Raw genomic sequence first — 20809 nt, forward strand, 5'->3', positions numbered from 1 at the left:
GCGGGACGGTTACGTCCCGCGGTTCCTGCCTTCAGTTCCTGGAGCCGGGCGTCAGCTCCTAGACCTGGGCGGAGACGCCGTCGCGGGAGATGTCCACCATGTCCTCGCGCGGCACCACCTTGATGCGCTCACGCTTGACCTCCACGCCGTGCGAGCCGCCGGCTTCGGTGGCCGCTGCGCCGAGGGCCAGCTCGTGGGCGTCCAGCGCCAGCCAGCCTTCCCAGCTGGTGAACTTCACGCCGCGGGCGTCGAGGAGTTCGGTGACTGCGTCCTCCTGCGGAACCGAAGCCACCGGCAGGTTTTCGCGGTCTTCCAGCAGGTAGGTGACGGTCTCCAGGGCGTCGCCCTTGGTGTGGCCGATCAGGCCCACCGGTCCGCGCTTGATCCAACCCGTGGCGTAGAGGCCCGGTACATGCTGGCCGGACGCATCCAGGACGCGGCCGCCGTCGTTCGTGACCACGCCCTTCTTGTGGTCGAACTCCACGTCCGGCAGGGCCGACCCGAAGTAGCCGATGGCGCGGTACACGGCCTGGACCGGGTAGTCCACGTACTCGCCGGTGCCGCGGGCGTTGCCGGTGCCGTCCAGCTCGGTGCGCTCGAACTTGATGCCCGCCACCTTGCCGGGGGTCCCGGCATCGTCGTAGATCTCCACCGGGCTGTGCAGGAAGTGCAGGTGCAGGCGGCGGGAGGCCTTGAGCTCGGAGACGTCCTCGGGCTGCTCGGCGATCCAGTTGGTGAGCGTGCCCACCATGGTCTTGGTCTGGTTGTTCGTCTGGATCTGGCGGTCCGATTCCTCGTCGAACTCGAAGTCCTCGGGGTACAGGATGATGTCCACGTCCTTGGAGTGGGACAGCTCGCGCAGCTCCAGCGGGGTGAACTTGACCTGGGCGGGGCCGCGGCGGCCGAAGACGTGCACGTCGGTGACGGGCGAGGCCTTCAGGCCGGCGTAGACGTTGTCCGGGATTTCGGTGACCAGCAGGTCATCGGCGTGCTTGGACAGGACGCGGGCCACGTCCAGGGCCACGTTGCCGTTGCCGATCACGGCTATTTCCTTGGCCTCCAGCGGCCATTCGCGCGGCACGTCCGGGTGGCCGTCGTACCAGGAGACGAAGTCGGCGCCGCCGAAGGAGCCCTCCAGCTCGACGCCGGGAATGTTCAGGTCCGCGTCCTTGATGGCGCCGGTGGCGAAGATGACGGCGTCGTAGTGGGTGCGGAGGTCCTCGATGGTGAGGTCCGTGCCGTAGTCCACGTTGCCGAAGAAGCGGATGTCGCCGCGGTCCAGCACCTTGTGGAGGGCGTTGACGATGCCCTTGATGCGGGGGTGGTCCGGGGCCACGCCGTAGCGGATCAGGCCGTAGGGTGCCGGGTAGCGGTCGAAGAGGTCGATGCTGACGGTCAGCTCACCGCTCTTGACGGCTTCGCTCTTGGTGAGGATGTCAGCGGCGTAGACGCCGGCCGGGCCGGAGCCCACGACGGCGACGCGCAGGGGACGCGCAGCAGATCCTACGGTAGTGCTGGATGACACGGCTGTGTTCCTTTTCTTCTGCATCGATTGCTGAGTAACTGCCGTTTTGAAGGCTCATAACGGCGGTTACGGAGCAATCGATGGGTTTCAGGTGGTGAGGACGGTCTTGCGGGGGCTGTTCGGGGTGGTGGTGCTGTAGTCAGCGGTCTTGAAGTGCGACGGCGCAAACGGGCTCACGCGCACCACGTCACCGATGACAATCACGGCAGGATTTGCGACGCCGGCCGCCTGGGCCTGGTCGGCGATGGAACCGAGCGTGCCGATCGTGACGCGCTGGTCCGGCAAATAGCCGTTTTCCACGATACCAACAGGGGTGCCTGCAGGCAGCCCGGCTTCGCCCAGCGCGGACGCGGATTCGCGGAGCTGGCCCACGCCCATGAGCAGGATAATGGTGTGGTCTGCGCGGGCAGGAACCTCGGAGAGTTCCTCGTGTCCGGTGACCACGCTGAAGCCCTTGGCCAGGCCGCGGTGGGTGACGGGAATGCCTGCGGCTGCGGGTACAGAGATGGCGGACGTAACGCCGGAGACCACCTCAACCTCGACTCCGTGCTGGCGGCAGTATTCGGCTTCCTCGCCGCCGCGTCCCAACACGTACGGGTCGCCGCCCTTGAGCCGGACCACCCGGTTTCCCTTGAGCGCTTCCTCCACCAGGATGCGGTTGATTTCCGCCTGCGGCACCGGGTGGTGGCCGGGGGTCTTGCCCACTTCGATGACGCGGACGTCCGGGGCGAGTTCATTCAGCAGTTCGCGGGGGCCGAGGCGGTCGGCGACCACGACGTCGGCCTGCCCCAGGAGCCGGCGCCCGCGGACGGTGATGAGGCCGGTATCGCCGGGGCCGCCACCAACGAGGGCCACGCTTCCCTGGTGGGCACGGCGGCGGCGCAGCGGAAGATCGCCGGTCTCCAGGGCGGTGGCGACGGCGTCGCGGACGGCCATGGCACGGCGGGGGTCTCCCCCGGCGTTGATGGCAATCTTGACGTCGTCCACCTCAGCGACCGCGGGGGTCCAGGCGGCAGAAGCTTCATGGTTGGAGGCGTTGACGCACCAAACCCGCTGCGCCTCGGCGTCCGCCGATACCTGGGCGTCCACCTCAGGAGCGCCTGTTGCGGTCTGGACGAACCAGACGCCGTCGACGTCGCTGGAAAGGTAAGGCCGCGCTTCCCAAGTGAGCAGGCCGGCGTCGGCCATCTCCTGCAGCGCGGGCGAGGCAACCGGGGCCACGACGGTGACCAGGGCACCGGCGTCGAGCAGTCCCTTGGCGCGGCGGGCCGCAACCGGGCCGCCGCCCACCACCAGCACGGGGCGGCCGAGCAGCCGCAGCGCCGTGGGGTATATGTCCTGAATTGCCATGAATCAACGGTAGGGCGGCGTCACATTGGCCCACAAAGGGTCAGCAACACCAGTTCACGTAAGGTAACGCTGCGTCACAAAAAATCTGCCATACTGCCGGCGAGGAAGCTGCCGCGGTCCCGGATCAGCCGTTCGAGGTACCGGGCCAGGAAGAGGCGCTCGACGGCGCGGCCCAGGACTCCCAGCGGGGCGGTGAACTCCACTCTGTCCGTCATAGTGCTCCCCGTGGCGGTTGATGCGAACTCATGGACGTGCCGGAATGACGTGAACGGCCCCTTGACCTGTTCGTCGGTGAAGCTGCGGGGGAAGTCCACGTGGGTGATCCGGCTGGTCATGGTCAGTGGAATGCCGAAGTGTTTTGCCCGCCAGGTCACCTCCTGGCCTTCTCCGATCAGGCCCCTGGTGACGCCGCCGATCGCCCGCTCCCCTGATTTCTGCTGGGAGTCCACATGCAGGTCGATGCTGCGCGCCAGGTCGAACAGCTGCTCCGCGGGCAGCGGCGACTCGGTGCGGCATACGAAGCTGACGGTCATGGCGCCAGTCTGCCATGCGTCAGGGAACAGCAGAGCCCGACGGCGGGAGGTCGCCGTCGGGCTCTGAGGGTGCGTTGGGGAGGGGCTGGGTCAGCGGGTACTGCTTACCAGGAGGCCCCGGCGCCGCAGCAGCCGCTTCTCGATGGGTCCGAAGACCAGCAGCTCGATGAGGATGCCGACGCCGAGGATCAGCAGGATGGCAGCCATCACGATGGTCATGTCGGACAGGTCGCGGCCCTGGTCCAGCATGGATCCCAGGCCGAAGCCGATGGTGCCGCCCACCGCGATGATCTCCGCCGCCATGAGTGAGCGCCAGGAGAAGGCCCACCCCTGCTTGAGGCCGCTGAGGTAGCCGGGCAGTGCGGCGGGAAGGATCACCTGCAGAGCCATCTGCAGCCGGGACGCGCCCAGGACGGTCCCCACGCGCCGGTACTGCGGCGGGATCTGGTCCACGCCGGAGATGAGGCCGTTGATGATGGACGGGATGGCGCCCATGAACACCACGAAATAAACAGTGGCATCCGTGAGGCCGAACCAGATGATGGCCGCGGGAACCCAGGCCACGGATGGCAGCACCTGCAGGCCGGAGATCAGCGGCCCGAATGCGCGTCGAAGCGGGGCAACCTGGGCCAGCAGCAGGCCCACAGGAGTGGCAATGGCCACCGAAATCAGGAAGCCCACCACCCCGCGCTGCAGCGAGGTCCAGATCGCTTCCTGGAACTTGCCGTCGCCCCACAGGACGCCCATCTGCGTCACCACGTCCAGCGGCCCCGGAACCAGGTCGCGCCGCTTCACGCCGAGCGAGACGTAGAACTGCCAGATGAGCACCAGGACCACCAGCGCGGCCGCCGGCAGGAGTATCCGGCTCCAGTCGACGCGGTGCTTGCGGTCGGCGTCGGACTGCAGGGAGTCCAGCCCGGATTCGAGCTCGCGCAGGTCCTCATTGCCCGTGGACGTCCGCGTCAAGGCGGCGTGCACGTGGGCTGCAGGCGCAGCGCCGGATGCCGCCCAGGGAGTGGCATCGGGCCTGTCGGAGCGGGACGCTTCGTCCGAAGGACGAAAGCCGTCCCGCGAAGGGGCGGGGGCGGCATCCGGCGCGGAGCCGGACAGGGACTTACTTGGCATGGCGGCGAATCTCCTCACGCAGCCGGGCGGTGATGACCCCGGTCAGCTGGCCGGCGAGCCCGGCATCGGTTCGGTGTTCCTCGGTGACGTCCCATTCCTGGACCACGCGGCCGGGGCGGGAGGAGAGCAGCAGGACGCGCTGGCCCAGCCGGACAGCCTCCCGGACGTTGTGGGTGACGAAGACAATGGTCCGCCCGGTTTCCTTCCAGATGCGCTCGAGTTCGTCGTGCAGCAGGTCGCGGGTGATGGCGTCCAGTGCGGCGAACGGTTCATCCATGAGCAGCAGCTGCCGGTCCTGGGCCAGGGAGCGGGCCAGGGATACGCGCTGGCGCATGCCGCCGGACAGTTCGTGCGGGCGCTTGTCCCCCGCGGATCCCAGGTGCACCAGTTCGAGGAGTTCCTGGGCCTTGGTGCGGCGTTCGGCCTTGCCCACTCCACGCAGTTTCAGGGCCAGCTCGATGTTCTCCCGGGCGGTGAGCCACGGGAAGAGTGCCGCGTCCTGGAACATGAAGGCGGCGCCGTCGCTGGGCACTTCCAGGGCGCCCGACGTCGGCGCTTCCAGTCCCGCGATGATGTTCAGGAGGGTGGATTTGCCGCAGCCGGAGGCACCAAGGAGGGCAACGAACTCGCCCTGCTTGATGTTGGCGTTGACGTCGTCCAGTACCGGGGCGCCGTCGCCGAAGCGCTTGCCCAGGTGTTCCAGTACGACTGGCATGGTGGCGTCCTTAGGTAGTGGTGGGGGTCAGTCCTGGCCGAGGCCGGCTGCCGAAATCCTGCCGGCGCCGGTGACCTGGTTAAGCGCGGTGAGGTCGAAGAGGCCGTTGATGTCAGCCTTCTTGGTGGTGCCGGCGTCCACCCCGTCCTGCAGCAGTTTGGGGTAGCTTCAGCGGGTCGAGGGTGAAGGTGATGTTGGCGAGGGAACGGTTCAGCACATCAGCCGGCAGTGCGGCCCCGGCGGATTCCTGCAGGGCTTCATTGACCAGTGCAGCCTTCTCGTCGGCCGGTGCCGAGTTGAGCCATGCGACCGACTTGGCATGCCCGGCCAGCAGCGCCTTGACGGTGTCCGGGTGGTCGGCGGCGAACGTCTGGTTCACGATCAGGATGGTGGTGGGGAACTCTCCGGGCTTGCCGGTGCCTGCCCCGTCCCACAGGTCCTTTTCGTCCACGAGGACCTTGGCTCCGGCCTGGAGCACCAGGCGTGACGCCCAGGGCTCAGGCAGCCACGCGCCGTCGAGCTTTCCGTCCTGGAACAGCTTGAGGGTCTGGGCGTTGTCCGTGGGGTTGATGGCGACGTCGCCGCTGCCGTCCACGTTGGTCTTGTAGCCCTGCTTGGTGAGCCACGCGCGCAGGGCCACGTCCTGGGTGCCGCCCAGCTGCGGGGAGGCGAGCGTCCTGCCCCTGAGGTCCGCGGCGGAGGTGATGCCGGGCTTGACCACCAGCTGGGCACCGCCTGCCGCGGCTCCGGCGATCACGCGCACTGACTGGCCCTGGCTCTTGGCGAAGGAGTTGATGGCGGGGTTCGGGCCGATGTAGGCGGCGTCGATGGCCCCTGCGTTGAGGGCTTCGATGGCTGCGGGTCCGGCGTTGAACGTCTCGGTGCTGAGCTTGGTGCCGCCCAGGGCCTCAGCCAGGAACCCTTTTTTGACCCCGACCAGGGCGGGGGCGTGCGTGACGTTGCCGAAGTACCCCAGTTTCAGCTCTGCGGCCGGGGTGGGCTCGGCGGCCTGCGCCTCGGTGTTGCGGGAGATGTTGGAGGCAACAATGGCCCCGATAGCGATCAGCAGGACCAGCCCTATGGCCAGGGCAGCCTCGACGGCGCGCCTGCGCGTGGGGACCGCGCTCTCGCCTGCCACGATGCGGGTCATCCCGGGCTTGGAACTAGTCATTGTTTCACCATAGGGAGCGGCCCCAACCCGTTCAATGAGGCGGAAACGGGGGGTCACGCACGTTCATTTAGCGTCACATTCCGCCGCACTGCTGCCCGGTTTCGCAGAGTCAGTTGCCTTTGACGTTGACCAACTGCCGCAGCTTGTGCCGCACCGTCACCAGGTCCGCGGCGTCCTGCATGACCTGGTCGATCGGCTTGTACGCGGCCGGGATCTCGTCGATGAAGGCCTCCGACGCCCGGAACTCAATGCCCTTCATGGCCCGCTTCAGTTCCTCCAGGGTGAAGGCCTTGCGGGCTGCGTTGCGTGAGTATTCCCGCCCTGCCCCGTGCGGGGACGAGTTCAGCGACGCCGGGTTGCCCCTGCCTTCCACCACATACGACGCCGTCCCCATGGATCCGGGGATCAATCCGGGATCGCCGTGCGCGGCTTTGATGGCACCCTTGCGGGACACCCAGACCGGCTTGCCGTAGTGCGTCTCCTGCTCTGTGAAGTTGTGGTGGCAGTTGATCCGCTCAAGCTCGCGCACCTTGCCTCCCACCCAGCGGCTGAACTGGGCAGCCACCCGGTCCATCATTTCCTCCCGGTTCAGCAGAGCGAAGTGCTGGGCCCACCGCAGTTCTGCGATGTAGCGCTCAAACTGAGGCGTGCCCTCATCCAGGTACGCCAGGTCAGGATCCGGCAGGTAGATCTGGTTCTTGCGGCTCACGTGCTGGGCCACCCCGATGTGGTGCTGGGCGATCCTGTTGCCGACGCCCCGCGAGCCCGAATGCAGGAAGAGCCACACGCCGTCGTCCTCATCTGCGGAGATTTCGATGAAGTGGTTCCCGGAGCCCAGGGACCCCAGCTGCAGCTCCCACTTGGGAACGTATTGGGCGGGGTTGAACCCGGCTTTCGCGGCCCGCCGTTTGAGCTCGGCGATCCGCGGCTCCGCCGTGGGCAGGACGCTCCTGTTGTTGTGCCCGGCGGACAGCGGGATGACCCGCTCGATATCCTCCCGGAGGCGCTTCCGGTCTTTCGGCAGGTCCTTCACGGAGTACTGGGTGCGCACCGCAATCATGCCGCAGCCGATGTCCACGCCCACGGCCGCCGGGATGATGGCGCGCAGGGTGGGGATGACGGATCCCACGGTGGCCCCCTTGCCCAGGTGCGCGTCCGGCATCAGCGCCAGGTGGGGGTAGATGAACGGCAGGGCCGCCGTCATCACGGCCTGCGCGCGGGTTTTGTCATCCAGGATGGACGCCCAGTTGAGAAGCTTCGGGCTGATGGTTTCCATTGCCGCCTCCCGCCGCGGTGACCAGGACTAGGGTAAGTCCTAGGCTAAACCCGCGCTTCGAAAGGAGATGCAGCAATGGTCAGTGTCCAGACGGATATCCACATCGACAGGCCGCGTGAGGAAGTTGCTGGCTTTGCGGCGAACCCCGAAAATGCGCCCCGGTGGTACGTCAACATCCACAAATCGCAGCGGCTGGACAGCAGTCCCCTGGGCCCCGGCTCGAAGGTCGCATTCACTGCGAAGTTCCTGGGCCGGGAGCTCAACTACACCTACGAGTTCGTGGAGTACGTCCCCGGTGAGAGATTGGTGATGCGCACCGCCCAGGGCCCCTTCCCCATGCAGACCACCTACACATGGACGGACGACGACGGTGGGACGCGCATGACGCTCGGCAACAGCGGGAGCCCCTCGGGTTTCTCCCGCCTGGTAAGCCTGGTTATGGAACCAATGATCCGCCGGGAGACCCGGAAGGACCTGCAGAAACTCAAGGCAATCCTTGAAGGTGACAGCCGGCGCTGGCCGCGGGCGGGCGAAGCCGAATAGGGAACTTACGCCGTGGCGGTAAGCCGGTGCCTCGGGGTGCGGGCGGCGGCCCTGGCAACCATCAGGCGGCGCAGGTTGAACCAGCAGAACAGCGCGAGTCCCAGATACAGGGAAAGCTCCATCACTTCGCCGTACTCGGAGATACCGTAGTCAGGTGCGGGCCAGACCAGCAGGCGGAAGAGACGGTAGGCCGCCGCCAGCCCGAAGGCCGGCACCACGCAAAGGGGCGGAACCAGCAGGTGTGCAGACTCCAGGTGCTTCCAGCGGCCGCGGAAGGCGTTCCAGACCAAGGGAGCACAGGCGCCGTAAAGGCTTGCCAGCAGCATGGCGGCGGGTACCAGTTCCTGCACACCACCAATGTTGTGCACGGTGGTCTCCCCCTGGCGGTTGATCGCCTCCATGGCTTCCGGTGTCTGCCAGCCGAAGATACGTTGTCCCCAGGAGATCTCCTCCCCTGCCAGGAACCAGACGCCGGCGGTGACCACCCCGTAAAGCAATGCCATGATCTTGTGCCCGGTTCTGGACAGGCGGAACGCCAGGAGGGGCAGGAAGATGCCTGCAGCCGCCAGGGAGAAGAACTGGAGCCATTCGACCAGGGAGTCCTCGTCGAGGAGCCAGATGAAGAGTGGCGGGTGCAGGACGGCGGCCGCGGTTGCGAGGGCGATGCCCAAAGGCAGCAAAGCGATGATCAGCGCCCGGCGCGGGAGGATTCCCCATTCGCGGGCGTCGCGTGCGAAACGGATAGCGGTTTTGGTGTTCCACCGGTGGATGGCCGGCATCGTGTCCCCCTCAACGAACAGGCCGGAACCTGGAATCGCGGCACCGGCGAAGCGATGCCTGAGCTTCCCATGCCGCCCGCGGCCACGAAAGGTTCGGGGGGAACCTTTGCGGTTTATTGTGCGGATTACCGCAGGCCCTCGAAATCGCCGGAAACACTGCGGGGCCGCCGTAACGATACGGCGGCCCCGCAGGGTTCCAGCGATGTGGGCGGACCTAGATGCTGTAGCGCTCGTCCTCGTGGTCGCCCGGGTGGTCCTTGACCAGGCCCGCGGCCAGGGTGTTGCCGTCGAGCGGATCGATCACCAGGAACGCGCCGGTGCGGCGGTGGTGCAGGTAGTTCTCCAGCGGCAACGGGGCGGCGAGGCGGAGCTGCGCGTGCCCGATGTCGTTGAGCTCCAGGCTGGAGGCACCTTCGAGCTTGAAGGTGGCCAGGTCCAGCTTGCCGGAGACGCTGCGGACCATCGCCTGGACGGTGCGGGTGCCGTGCTTGACCAGGACCTTCTGGCCCTCGCGGAGCGGCTTCGGGGACAGCCAGCACAGGGCGGCGTAGAGGTCGGCAGAGGCTTCGCGGACCGTGCCGGCGGCGGCGATGGTGTCACCGCGGGCGACATCGAACTCGTCCGCCAGCCGGATGGCCACGGACTGCGGGGCGGCGGCTTCCTGCAGGGAGGAGCCGGCGAAGTCGATGCCCACCACGGTAGTGGTCCGCGGCGACTGGCCCGGCGTCAGCACGGACACCTGGTCACCCATCTTCACCGAACCTTCCGTGATCTGGCCGGCATACGCGCGGTAGTCGCGGTAGGCCTCTACATCCAGCCCGGCGGCGACGGCGTCGGGAGCCAGCGCACCCTGGGGCCGGATGACCAGCTGCACGGGGAAGCGGAAGCTTTCCAGGTGGCTCTCGAGCTCATCGGCGGCGGGGAGGGTTTCGAGGACCTCCAGCAGCGCGGGGCCGGTGTACCACGGGGTGCGCTCAGAGCGCTCCACCACGTTGTCGCCGTCGAGTGCGGAGACGGGGATCACCAGCAGGTCGCTGATTCCGTCGGAGCCCAGGCCCAGTTCGCGGCCCACCTGTTGCACGTCGGCTTCGATGTCGCGGAACACCGACTCGCTGAAGTCCACCAGGTCGATCTTGTTCACGGCCACGATCACGTGGGCCACACGCAGCAGCTGCAGCACGGACAGGTGCCGGCGGGTCTGCTCCAGGACACCCTTGCGGGCGTCAATGAGGACGACGACGGCATCCGCAGTGGACGCGCCCGTCACCGTGTTCTTGGTGTACTGCACGTGCCCGGGGCAGTCGGCCAGGATGAAGCTGCGCTGGTCGGTGGCGAAGTAGCGGTAGGCCACGTCGATGGTGATGCCCTGTTCGCGCTCTGCACGCAGGCCGTCAGTCAGCAGGGCCAGGTCGATGCCGCCCTTGTCACCGCCAAATCCGCGGTCCGCGGAGGTACGGGCCACGGCGTCGAGCTGGTCGGCCAGGATTGCCTTCGAATCGTGCAGGAGGCGGCCCACCAAAGTGGACTTTCCGTCGTCGACCGATCCTGCCGTGGCAAAGCGGAAGAGGGTGGTGGGCAGGGCCGTTTCCAGGTCCGCCGGGAGAACTGCTTCGGTGGTCATTAGAAGTACCCGTCCTTCTTGCGGTCTTCCATGGCGGCCTCGGAGATGCGGTCATCTGCGCGGGTGGCGCCACGTTCGGTCAGGGTGGAGGCGGCGACTTCGACCACGACGTCGGACACCGTGTACGCGTTGGACTCCACGGCACCGGTGCAGGACATGTCCCCTACGGTGCGGTAGCGGACGGTCTTGGTGATGACTTCCTCATCGGGGCGCGGCTGGGACACTTCACCCACTGCGCGCCACATGCCGTCGCGGGCGAAGACTTCGCGTTCGTGGGCGTAGTACAGGCCGGGCAGTTCGATGCTCTCGCGCTCGATGTAGCGCCAGATGTCCAGTTCGGTCCAGTTGCTGATGGGGAACGCACGGACGTGCTGGCCCACAGTGTGGCGGCCGTTATAGAGGTTCCACAGCTCGGGGCGCTGGTTACGGGGGTCCCACTGGCCGAACTCGTCGCGAAGGCTCAGGATGCGCTCCTTGGCGCGGGCCTTGTCCTCGTCGCGGCGGCCGCCACCGAAGACGGCGTCGAATTTGTTCTGCTGGATGGCGTCCAGCAGCGGCACGGTCTGCAGCGGGTTGCGGGTTCCGTCGGCACGCTCAGCCAGCTCACCGCGGTCGATGAACTCCTGCACGGAGCCCACCACCAGTTTCAGGCCCAGGCGCTCAACGGTCCGGTCGCGGAAGTCGATGACCTCGGGGAAGTTGTGGCCGGTGTCCACGTGCAGCACGGGGAAGGGGACCTTGCCCGGCCAGAAGGCCTTGGTGGCCAGGTGCAGCATCACCACGGAGTCCTTGCCGCCGGAGAACAGCAGCGCAGGCTTCTCGAACTCGGCGACAACCTCGCGGATGATGTGGATGGCCTCGGACTCAAGGGTGTCCAGGCTGGACAGTCGGGTTGAGACGCCGGCCTCGGTCACCTGGGTCTCCTCGGTAAGTGAAGTGCTCATACGTGTAGTCCGCATTCTGTCTTGTCGGATCCTGCCCAGCGGCCGGCTCGGGGATCTTCGCCGGGCGCCACCTTGCGGGTGCAGGGCTGGCAGCCAATGGAGGGGTAACCCTGGGAAAGCAGCGGGTTGACGGGCAAAAGGTTGTCGTCCGAGTACTGGACCAACTGGTCGAACGTCCACGCTGCCATGGGGTTGACCTTGACCAGGCCGTTCTTTTCGTCCCAGGTGACCAGCGGCGTGTTGGTGCGGGTGGGGGCTTCGTCGCGGCGGACGCCGGTGAACCACAGTTCGTAGCCGGCGAGCGTGCGCTGCAGCGGCGCCACTTTGCGCAGGGCGCAGCACTGGGCGGCGTCACGGGCAAAGAGGTCCTTGCCCAGGAGCCGGTCCTGCTGTTCCACGGTATTCTCCGGCAGCACGTCCACCACGTTGACGCGGAGGTTCGCGGCCACCTCGTCGCGCGTGGCGTAGGTTTCCGGGAAATGGTAGCCGGTCTCCAGGAACAGGACGTCGACGCCGGGCATCTGGTCAGCGACCAGGGCCGGCAGGACGGCGTCGGCCATGGAGCAGGCGACGGCGACGGCGGGCAGGTCGAAGTTGCGCTCCACCCACGCGATCACGTCGCGGGCGGGGGCGTCCCAGCCGAGCTCAGCGGCGCCGGCTTCTGCAATGGCCTTGAGCTCTTCGGCAGGGCGCTTGGCGGGTGCGGGTGCGAGATGTTTTGCCATTACTGCAGTGCCTCCTCGTCTGCTGCGTGGGCCCATTCGGCGAAGGTCTGGCCTTCGGCGCGGTCGGCCACGAACCGGCGGACCACGCGCTCCACATAGTCGGGCAGGTCGTTGACGTAGACCTTCAGGCCGCGGACGGTGCGTCCCAGCCCGGCTTCCTCGCGGTCGTTGTTGGCCAGCCCGCCGCCCAGGTGGACCTGGAAACCCGGGGAGGGGTCGCCGTCGGGCGTTGGCAGCATCATGCCCTTCAGGCCGATGTCCGCCGTCTGGATGCGGGCGCAGGAGTTGGGGCAGCCGTTGATGTGCAGCGACAGTGCCTGCGGCAGCTGGCCCGAGCCGGCGAGGTCTGCCAGGCGGCGCTCGAGTTCGGCGACGGCGGTAGCGGCCGTGTACTTGGTCTCTACGATGGCCAGCTTGCAGTACTCGATGCCGGTGCAGGCAATGGTGCCGCGCCGGAAGACGGACGGGCGGGCGGACAGGCCCAGACCGTCCAGTTCGGCGATGAGCGGCTCCACCTGGTCCTTTTCCACATCGAGGACCACGATTTTCTGGTGCGGGGTGGTGCGCAGCCGGTACGAGCCGCGGGACTCCAGGGTGTCCGCGAGCTTGAACAGGCCGGACCCGGAAAGGCGGCCTGCGATCGGGGTGGCACCGATGAAGAACTTGCCGTCCTTCTGCTCGTGCACGCCCACGTGGTCGCCCGGGGTGGCGGGCTTGGGCGCAGCGGGGCCGTCGGCCAGCTTGTAGCCCAGGTATTCGTCCTCGAGGATCTGGCGGAACTTCTCCGGGCCCCAGTCGGCCAGCAGGAACTTCAGGCGGGCCTTGGTGCGCATGCGGCGGTAGCCGTAGTCGCGGAAGATGCTGGTGACGCCCAGCCACACGTCCGCGGCCTGGTCCGGCTTCACGAACGCACCGAGGCGCTTGCCCAGCATGGGATTGGTGGACAGCGCGCCGCCAACCCAGAGGTCGTAGCCGGCGCCGAGTTCCGGGTGTTCGATGCCCACGAACGCGCAGTCGTTGATCTCATGGACCACATCCTGGCTGGGGTGGCCGGTGATGGCGGTCTTGTACTTGCGGGGCAGGTTGGACAGCAGCGGGTTGCCGATGAACCGCTCCCCCAGCTCGGCGATGAGCGGGGTGGGGTCGATGATCTCGTCCTTGGCGATCCCGGCCACGGGCGAGCCCAGGATGACACGGGGCACGTCGCCGCAGGCTTCGGTGGTGGACAGGCCCACGGACTCCAGTCGGTTCCAGATCTCCGGGATGTCTTCGACCCGGATCCAGTGCAGCTGGATGTTCTGGCGGTCGGTGAGGTCGGCGGAGTCCCGGGCGAAGTCCACGGAGATCTGGCCGATGACGCGCAGCTGCTCGGTAGTGAGCGCGCCGCCATCGATGCGCACGCGCAGCATGAAGTACTTGTCTTCGAGCTCGTGCGGCTCCAAGGTGGCGGTCTTGCCGCCGTCGATCCCCTGCTTGCGCTGGGTGTACAGGCCCCACCAGCGGAAACGGCCGTGCAGGTCCTGGCCGGGGATGGCGTCGAAGCCTTCCTTGGCGTAGATGGTCTCGATACGCTCGCGGACGTTCAGGCCGTCGTCTTCCTGCTTCCAGGTTTCGTTGGCGTTCAGCGGCGTCTTGCCGTCCACTTTCCACTGGCCATGCGGCTTCGCAGCGGGGCGGGACGGGCGGGCGGGGCGCTTGGGGGCAGCGGGGTCCGCCGACGCTCCGGCTAGAGCTGTATCAGTCATGCATCGACTGTAGGGCGGCGCCGAATACCGTCACAAAGGCCCGGAAACGCTAAGTCACCTAGGGAAATATTTCGTCACGAAACGCTGGAGGGCCTTGAAGAACCCATCCTGCTGTGCATCGGCGGGAGCCTTGTCCGGGGCTTCGGCGGAGGCCGCCGCGGGTGCTTCCGCGGGAGTTCCGTCCATGGCGGCGACGGCGGCGTCGTACCTGTCGAGCGCGATCTCCGCGAGTGTCGGGGACGGCAGCAGGGGCCGGGTCACGACGTCGGCACCCGCCTTCGCCAGCTGGTCGTGGAAGAAGCCCGGCGCCAGGAGATACGAGGCAATCACCACCCGGCCGCCGACGTCGACCGCTCCGGCGGACTCCCCCGCCCCGGCACCCCCGGCGAGCTCTTCGCGGAGCATGGCGACGGCGTCGGGCACTGAAGGCTGGGCGGAGGCACCGTAGGCGGCCACCATCCGGTTGGACCGCAAGGCCCGGAGCTGGCCCAGCAACTCCTCGACGCTCACGGCGGCGTTGGGGTTGGATGAGCCCGCAGCGGCCAGGACGATGACGTCATTGTCGGTGGTGCCGGCCTCGCGGAGCCGCTGGTCCAGCAGGGCCGCGAGTCGCTGGTCGGGGCCAAGCGGTGCTGCGGCGGCACTGCCCGGCCGGCTCTTCACGGCCCGGGCGATGTCAACCTTCACGTGGTATCCAACGCTCAGCAGGAGCGGCACCACCACCGCAGCTTGCCCCTCCGGCAGGCCCGCCACCACATCCACCAGGTCCGGCTGCTGGACGTCCACATAGGCTTCCCGGACATCGAGGCCCGGGCGCAGTTCCGCGATGGCGGCGCGCAGGGCGTTGACCTCCGCGGCCCCCTGTGTGTTGGACGTCCCATGGGCACAGGCGATCATGATGGGGCTGTTCATAGGGGCTAGCGTAACGTTGGAGCCGCCCTGTCCGCCCTCTTTGAAATGCCGGGACGCCCCATGACATTCGCCTTTGACAACTCCCCGGTGTGGCTGGACCTGCTGGGCGTGTTCTTCTTCGCGGTATCGGGCTCGCTGCTGGCGGCGCGGAAGCAGATCGACATTGTGGGATCCCTGCTGCTGGCCTCCCTGGTAGGGCTTGGCGGCGGCGTCATCCGCGACATCATCCTGGGCATAGTTCCGGCGGCCTTCACCAACCCGGCGTATCTGGCACCACCGCTGCTGGCCACCGTGCTGGTGTTCTTCCTGTTCTCCAGCGTCCAGCGCTACACCTCGCTGTTGACCCTGTTCGACGCCGCCGGCCTGGCCCTGTTCTGCATGACCGGCACCATCAAGGCGCTGGCCACCGGTCTCAACCCGGTGGCCTCAGTACTGCTCGGGGTGACGTCGGCGGTGGGCGGCGGCCTGCTCCGGGACATCACGGCCAACGAGGTGCCCGAGCTATTCAACCCAAAGGACATTTACGCACTGCCCGCGTTCGTGGGGTCCTCGCTGACAGCGGTGCTCTGGGTCCTTGGCGTGTTCAACGTGCTGACAGCAGGCGGGATTGCGGCGCTGGTCTTCACGTTCCGCATCCTGGCGTGGCGGCGCTCCTGGCAGGCGCCGCTTGCCGTCCGCGGGTGGCACCGGAGGGCAGGCGATTCAGGGCTGTGACGTTGGTTTCCATGTCATTTTGGGAGCGCCGCGATTAGCTAGGATATGAGCATGACTGACATGTTCCTCGAGAAGTTCCGCGCGCTTGTTCCGAAGTATCTCGAGGATGAATGGCAGGAAGCGGACGGCCTGACGCCCGAGGAGCTGGACAAGGCCCTCGCAGACCACCAATTCGAGATCCCCCTGGTCCTGCGCGAGTTCTACCTTGCACTGGGCGGCTGCGAGGACCTGATGGAGGCCTACCACTACTTCTGGGACCCTGAAGAGCTCGAGGTCGACGACGAAGGCTTCCTTATGTTCCTCGAAGACGAAGAGGAAGCATTCACCTGGGGCTTCCGCGTGGGCGACCTCAGCGTCCCGGACCCCATCGTGTACCGCCGCAACAATGCCCGCGGCCAGTGGAAGTCCGAGGAAGGCACCTTCTCCGAGTTCGTCTTCGACATGTTCGAGTGGGCGTTCGAGGACGAAGAGGAAGAGTAAAGGGCTCCCTTTTCTTTCGTTGACGTAAATGCGTCACTTATGGACCGGACCTTGGCGAGTGCCCCTGCGTTTGCAGGGGCACTCGCTGGTTAACACCCCGTAAATCACGCAAACAGGTCGCCAGGCCTGCTGTTTGCCGGCCTTCGCCACACCCGCAGCACCGCCTTGACCTCCGCGACCATGGCTTCGGGACGGTGGATGACGTCCTCATAGTAGTAGCGCAGCACCAGGTAGCCCCCAACGATGCTCCGGTTGTTGCGCCGCTGGTCCCGCTTGATGGACTTCGGCTCGAAGTGCGTTGAGCCATCCGTCTCCACCACCAGGCACTCCTCGACCAGGAAATCCACCTCTCCAACTCCGGCAATGTAGACATGCCGCCGAACCCGTAGTCCAGCCCGAGCGAAATAGACATTCGCGAGTACCTCCAGCACGGAGTCCGCGCGGGGAATCACCAGGTCCAAAACCGACCGGGCGCGCCCGTTGCGGCGTCCCTGGCAGCGCGCGTAAAGGAAATCGAGTGAAATGGCTCCGGCGCCCACAGCTGACTGCACCATCACCAGGGCCTCCATTTCCGGCAGGCAGTGCAACGCATGAAGAAGCACATCCGCGAGCCCCAGCGCAGGCAGCCAGGGATGCCGCGAATGCTTGGGCTTACCATGGTCAACGACTCCGGACGTATGGGTGGGGTGACTCCGGCTTAGGTGCAGGTCAGATGGGTCGTTCAGAGTCCACAGCTGGTAGATGGGCGCGGCGGACAAACACGTGAGCCGCCCGCCGGCTGTCAGAGCCCTTGCAACCCGTCCATCGCCCGGCAGTGCATAGACACCGCGCCTGATTCTTATCACGAGGCCCAGCGCCACCGACTGTCCCACACGGGTACGCGTGAAGCCGACCCTTTGCAGTTCGAGAGAGCGGGCTGCTCCCCCACGCCTGGCCAGGTAGTCGCAGATGTCCATCCCTCATCGTGGCCGTGCGCAGCCCTCGACGAAGCAGAGGATTCTGGCCATGTGAATAACGGCCGCACAGTCGCTGACGCGATTGCGTGATTTTTTGGCTGTGCAGGAATCCAGTCCCGCGTACTTGAGGGGTGTGGAACCGCCGGTCCAGCTATAAATCACGCAATTGAGCGAGTACTCTTCCACGGCAGTAAGCGGAGCTGGCTGAAAACTCTTTGACACACACAGTTACAGAGGACTTGCGCGTTATGACAAACTTGTCATAAGCTATTCACGGATCCGCTAAACGCCTCCGGCGGGTCTGATGCGAACGGAGAGATAGCCCCGGTTCACAGCAGCTTCGGTTGTTGAGGACCGGGGCTATCCCGTTAAGCCCGGCTGCCACGGCCGGACCGGCACAACGAAGAAGCCCGGCACCTCGCGGCTGGATCAGCCAGAGGGTCCCGGGCTCCTAACGGACAGTAATCAGCTGGCGCGGTCCACCACAGCCAGGGCGAAGTTGGACAGTGACTCCTTGACCACGCCCTCGGGCAGCGGAGCGAGCGCTTCAATGGCTTCCTTGGCCCACTGCCGCGCCACCACCCAGGACTCCGCGGTGACAGGGTGCTCGCGCAGTCCGGCAACGGCGGCAGCCAGCGCCTCGTCCGAGGACAGGTCGCCGTCGATCAGCTTCAGGAGGTCGACCGCGGACTGGTCGCCATCAGCGGCAGCCTTGCGCAGGAGCAGCACCGGCAGGGTGGGTACCCCTTCGCGCAGGTCGGTTCCCGGCGACTTGCCGGACTTGACCTTCACTCCGGTGACATCGATGACGTCATCGGCGAGCTGGAAGGCCACGCCCACCTTCTCGCCGTACTCCACCAGGACGTCCTCGTAGGCCTCGTCGGCGCCGGAGAAGATGGCGCCGAACTGGCCGGAGGCGGCAACCAGCGATCCGGTCTTGTCTGCGATGACGGAGAGGTAGTGCGCCACGGGATCCTCGTCCGGACGCGGACCGACGGTCTCGTGCAGCTGGCCCAGGCACAGCCGCTCGAAGGTGCGCGCCTGGATGCCCAGTGCGCGGCCGCCCAGCTCGGAGACCAGGATCGAGGCACGGGCAAAGATCAGGTCTCCGGTCAGGACGGCGACGGAGTTGCCCCACACCTCGTGAGCCGTGGGAGCGCCGCGGCGGAAGGGCGCGGAGTCCATGACGTCGTCGTGGTAAAGGGTTGCCAGGTGCGTCAGTTCCACCACGACGGCGGCCTGCACCACGGCGGGCAGGGACGCGTCACCGAGGTGGGCACACAGCAGGGTCAGCAGTGGACGGATCCGCTTGCCGCCGGCTTCCACCAGGTGGCGCGACGTTGCGTCAGCCAGGGGATCCGAGTTGGCGATGGCTTCGCGGAGCTTCTTCTCCACCTTGGCCAGGTTGTTGGTGATGGCCGGGCCCAGCTCGGCGTCCCCCGCGATGGCCGCAAAGCCTGCAGGCAGCTGGAGGCCCGTGGCGATGGCGGTGGTGTTGAGGCTGGGTTCGGAGTCCGGCAGGCCGTGCCCGGCGTGCGTCCAGCTGTGGTCTGCGGAGTTGGTCACGGGTTAACCCTAACTTTTTGTTGCGGATACCGCTGGTTCGGAGCTGACGGGGTATTGGATGTGGCCGGAACCAGTGATTCCAGGACGCGGATCACCCGGTCCTCGAAGCCCTTTGCGGCGGGGTCTGTGAGGTTGGCCAGAAGCCGGACCACGAACCGCATCAGCACGGGGATGGGCATGCCGGTGCGCAGTGCGAGCTTCATGACGGCCGGCTTCCCGATCAGCGCGGCGAAGGCCCGCCCAAGCGTGAAGTGCGATCCCCAATGGTTCCGCACATAGTCCGCGTACCGCGCAAGGTGCGCATCGGCGTCGTACGTTCCGCCCGAAGCAGCCGTGCGTGAGGAGGCGTCGATGATGAATTCGGCGGCGAACCGCGCGGACTCCATGGCGTAGGAGATACCCTCGCCGTTGAAGGGCGAGACCATGCCGCCGGCGTCGCCCAGCAGGAGCAGGCCGGGCGAGTAGTGCGGGGTGCGGTTGAAGCCCATGGGCAGGGCGGCACCGCGGATTTCGCCCACCTGGTTCTCCGGCGTGAAGCCCCAGTCGGCGGGCATCCCCGCGGTCCATTCACGGAGGACCTGCTTGTAGTCGAGCTTGCCGAACTCCTTGGAGGAGTTCAGGATGCCCAGGCCCACGTTGGACGTGCCGTCGCCGACGCCGAACACCCAGCCGTAGCCGGGCAACAGCTTGCCGTCTCGGCCGGGGAGCTCCAGCCAGCCTTCCATCCAGTCGTCGTCGGTGCGCGGGGAGGTGAAGTAGGTGCGGACAGCGACGCCCAGGGGGCGGTCATCGCGCTTCTGGATCCCCAGGGACACGGCGGTGCGCGTGGAGTTGCCGTCGGCAGCTAGGACGACGTCGGCACTGAACTCGCTCGTCTCCCCCGTCTTGCGTCCGGACGCGTCCAGGAGCGCTGCGCGGACACCGGTGACCCGGCCGGCGTCGTCCCGGAGGGCTTCGGTCACGCTGTGCCGCTCGAGGATGGTGGCCCCGGCGGCCTCGGCGTGCCGCGCCAGTTCCTCGTCGAAGCCCAGGCGCGTGCGGATCAATCCGTATTGCGGAAAGTCGGACACCTCGGGCCAGGGCAGCTCGATGGTGCGGCCGCCGGCGATCAGGCGCAGGCCCTTGTTCCGGCGCCAGCCGTCGTTCTCCGGGTGCGGCAGGCCGAGCTTCTGGATTTCGCGGACGGCGCGCGGGGTCAGCCCGTCACCGCAGACCTTCTCCCGCGGAAACGAGGTCTTTTCCAGGACTGTTACCTCGAGGCCGGCCTTGGCCAGGTAGTACGCGGCGGTGGATCCGGCCGGACCGGCGCCGACAATCAGTACCTTCACAGGTCAGCGGACAGTGTTGCGGCGCAGCTTGGCCACCGGGCCCTTGTGCGCAGCGATGGCGGCAGCAGCGCCGTCGGGCGAGGAATCAGCCGGCTTGAACGCGCGGTGCACGGCCACGATGCCGCCGGTGAGGTTGCGGTAGGTGACCTTCTCCCAACCGCTCTCCTGCAGCCATGCGGCCAGGTGGTCCTGGTCCGGCCAGGCGCGGATGGATTCGGCGAGGTAGACGTATGCGTCCGGGTTGGAGGCGACCTTGACGGCGATGGCCGGCAGGGCGCGCATCAGGTATTCGGTGTACATGGTGCGCCACAGCGGAACCACCGGCTGCGAGAACTCGGCGATGACCAGCCTGCCGCCGGGCTTGGTGACGCGCAGCATTTCCTGCAGCGCCTTCTTGGGTTCGTTCACGTTCCGCAGCCCGAAGGAGATGGTGGTGGCGTCAAACGTGTTGTCGGCGAACGGCAGGTTGGTGGCGTCACCGGCGATGAAGTCGATGTCAGGGCGGCGGCGCTTGCCCACCTTGAGCATACCCAGGGAGAAATCGCAGGCCACAACGTCTATGCCGGCGTCCGCATACGGTTCGCTGGAGGTGCCGGTTCCGGCCGCGAGGTCCAGGACCCGCTGGCCCTTGGAGACTTCCATGGCGTCCACCACGATCTTCCGCCAGCGGCGGGTCTGCCCCATGGAGAGGACATCGTTGACGACGTCGTATTTCGGTGCGACGTCGTCAAACATCGTGGCTACTTCGTCCGGACGCTTATCCAAGGATGCTCGGTTCACCATGACATTGTCTCAAATGTT

The 20809-nt window shown here is 66.9% G+C and carries 19 protein-coding genes and 1 pseudogene; 3 read left to right on the top strand and 17 right to left on the bottom strand.

All coding sequences use genetic code 11. The annotated features are described in order from the left end of the window. Positions 1 to 58: 58 nt before the first annotated feature. From NMQ03_RS15800 to NMQ03_RS15830, 7 genes and pseudogenes are all read right to left on the bottom strand, one after another. Positions 59 to 1525, bottom strand: a complete 1467-nt coding sequence (locus NMQ03_RS15800) for an FAD-dependent oxidoreductase (protein WP_255172956.1) — start codon at positions 1523 to 1525, stop codon at positions 59 to 61. Positions 1526 to 1612: 87 nt separating this feature from the next. After that, positions 1613 to 2875 (bottom strand): uroporphyrinogen-III C-methyltransferase, encoded by a 1263-nt coding sequence (gene cobA, locus NMQ03_RS15805; protein WP_255172957.1) that lies wholly within the window; start codon positions 2873 to 2875, stop codon positions 1613 to 1615. Positions 2876 to 2949: 74 nt separating this feature from the next. Next, entirely contained in the window at positions 2950 to 3408 is a 459-nt protein-coding gene (locus NMQ03_RS15810; protein WP_255172958.1) for an SRPBCC family protein, read from the bottom strand. Between the two features lie 90 nt (positions 3409 to 3498). Next, entirely contained in the window at positions 3499 to 4533 is a 1035-nt protein-coding gene (locus NMQ03_RS15815) for an ABC transporter permease (RefSeq protein WP_255172959.1), read from the bottom strand. Further along, positions 4523 to 5248 carry an ABC transporter ATP-binding protein gene (locus tag NMQ03_RS15820; protein ID WP_159631168.1) on the bottom strand — a complete coding sequence of 242 codons (726 nt, stop codon included), beginning with the start codon at positions 5246 to 5248 and terminating at the stop codon, positions 4523 to 4525. Before NMQ03_RS15820 ends, NMQ03_RS15815 begins: the two co-directional genes overlap by 11 nt. A 27-nt stretch (positions 5249 to 5275) precedes the next feature. Then, positions 5276 to 6398: pseudogene (locus tag NMQ03_RS15825) on the bottom strand (ABC transporter substrate-binding protein). 130 nt (positions 6399 to 6528) lie between these two features. Then, entirely contained in the window at positions 6529 to 7695 is a 1167-nt protein-coding gene (locus tag NMQ03_RS15830) for an RtcB family protein (RefSeq protein WP_255172960.1), read from the bottom strand. 75 nt (positions 7696 to 7770) lie between these two features. On the opposite strand from NMQ03_RS15830, the gene NMQ03_RS15835 reads away from it, so the two are divergent. Next, the gene (locus NMQ03_RS15835; RefSeq protein ID WP_255172961.1) at positions 7771 to 8238 is read left to right on the top strand and encodes an SRPBCC family protein; all 468 of its coding nucleotides are present in this window, start codon (positions 7771 to 7773) and stop codon (positions 8236 to 8238) included. A 5-nt stretch (positions 8239 to 8243) separates the two neighbouring features. Here NMQ03_RS15835 and NMQ03_RS15840 read toward each other — a convergent pair whose 3' ends face one another. From NMQ03_RS15840 to NMQ03_RS15865, 6 genes are all read right to left on the bottom strand, one after another. Further along, the gene (locus NMQ03_RS15840; protein ID WP_255172962.1) at positions 8244 to 9017 is read right to left on the bottom strand and encodes a hypothetical protein; all 774 of its coding nucleotides are present in this window, start codon (positions 9015 to 9017) and stop codon (positions 8244 to 8246) included. Between the two features lie 214 nt (positions 9018 to 9231). Then, positions 9232 to 10638: a sulfate adenylyltransferase subunit 1 gene (locus tag NMQ03_RS15845; RefSeq protein WP_255172963.1), complete on the bottom strand. Its 1407-nt coding sequence runs from the start codon at positions 10636 to 10638 to the stop codon at positions 9232 to 9234. Further along, positions 10638 to 11582, bottom strand: coding sequence for a sulfate adenylyltransferase subunit CysD (gene cysD, locus NMQ03_RS15850; RefSeq protein WP_255172964.1), 945 nt, complete (start codon positions 11580 to 11582; stop codon positions 10638 to 10640). Before cysD ends, NMQ03_RS15845 begins: the two co-directional genes overlap by 1 nt. Then, positions 11579 to 12307, bottom strand: a complete 729-nt coding sequence (locus NMQ03_RS15855; protein ID WP_255172965.1) for a phosphoadenylyl-sulfate reductase — start codon at positions 12305 to 12307, stop codon at positions 11579 to 11581. The genes cysD and NMQ03_RS15855 overlap by 4 nt, the downstream gene beginning before the upstream one ends. Beyond that, the gene (locus tag NMQ03_RS15860) at positions 12307 to 14052 is read right to left on the bottom strand and encodes a nitrite/sulfite reductase (RefSeq protein ID WP_255172966.1); all 1746 of its coding nucleotides are present in this window, start codon (positions 14050 to 14052) and stop codon (positions 12307 to 12309) included. The genes NMQ03_RS15855 and NMQ03_RS15860 overlap by 1 nt, the downstream gene beginning before the upstream one ends. Before the next feature lie 54 nt (positions 14053 to 14106). After that, positions 14107 to 14964 carry a sirohydrochlorin chelatase gene (locus NMQ03_RS15865; RefSeq protein ID WP_255172967.1) on the bottom strand — a complete coding sequence of 286 codons (858 nt, stop codon included), beginning with the start codon at positions 14962 to 14964 and terminating at the stop codon, positions 14107 to 14109. Positions 14965 to 15024: 60 nt separating this feature from the next. Between NMQ03_RS15865 and NMQ03_RS15870 the strand changes: the two genes are divergently transcribed. Then, complete coding sequence (locus NMQ03_RS15870; RefSeq protein WP_255172968.1) at positions 15025 to 15678, top strand: trimeric intracellular cation channel family protein; 654 nt, start codon at positions 15025 to 15027, stop codon at positions 15676 to 15678. Between the two features lie 51 nt (positions 15679 to 15729). After that, the gene (locus NMQ03_RS15875; protein ID WP_175316201.1) at positions 15730 to 16158 is read left to right on the top strand and encodes a hypothetical protein; all 429 of its coding nucleotides are present in this window, start codon (positions 15730 to 15732) and stop codon (positions 16156 to 16158) included. Positions 16159 to 16262: 104 nt separating this feature from the next. Here NMQ03_RS15875 and NMQ03_RS21240 read toward each other — a convergent pair whose 3' ends face one another. From NMQ03_RS21240 to NMQ03_RS15895, 4 genes are all read right to left on the bottom strand, one after another. Continuing rightward, entirely contained in the window at positions 16263 to 16712 is a 450-nt protein-coding gene (locus NMQ03_RS21240; protein ID WP_369693222.1) for an endonuclease domain-containing protein, read from the bottom strand. A gap of 867 nt (positions 16713 to 17579) precedes the next feature. Next, complete coding sequence (locus NMQ03_RS15885; RefSeq protein ID WP_255172970.1) at positions 17580 to 18680, bottom strand: polyprenyl synthetase family protein; 1101 nt, start codon at positions 18678 to 18680, stop codon at positions 17580 to 17582. Beyond that, the gene (locus NMQ03_RS15890; protein WP_255172971.1) at positions 18677 to 20008 is read right to left on the bottom strand and encodes a geranylgeranyl reductase family protein; all 1332 of its coding nucleotides are present in this window, start codon (positions 20006 to 20008) and stop codon (positions 18677 to 18679) included. The genes NMQ03_RS15885 and NMQ03_RS15890 overlap by 4 nt, the downstream gene beginning before the upstream one ends. Before the next feature lie 3 nt (positions 20009 to 20011). Next, positions 20012 to 20788, bottom strand: coding sequence for a demethylmenaquinone methyltransferase (locus tag NMQ03_RS15895; RefSeq protein WP_255175632.1), 777 nt, complete (start codon positions 20786 to 20788; stop codon positions 20012 to 20014). Positions 20789 to 20809: the final 21 nt, after the last annotated feature.

Origin of the sequence: Arthrobacter sp. DNA4, from assembly GCF_024362385.1 — a bacterium.
Taxonomy (GTDB): domain Bacteria; phylum Actinomycetota; class Actinomycetes; order Actinomycetales; family Micrococcaceae; genus Arthrobacter.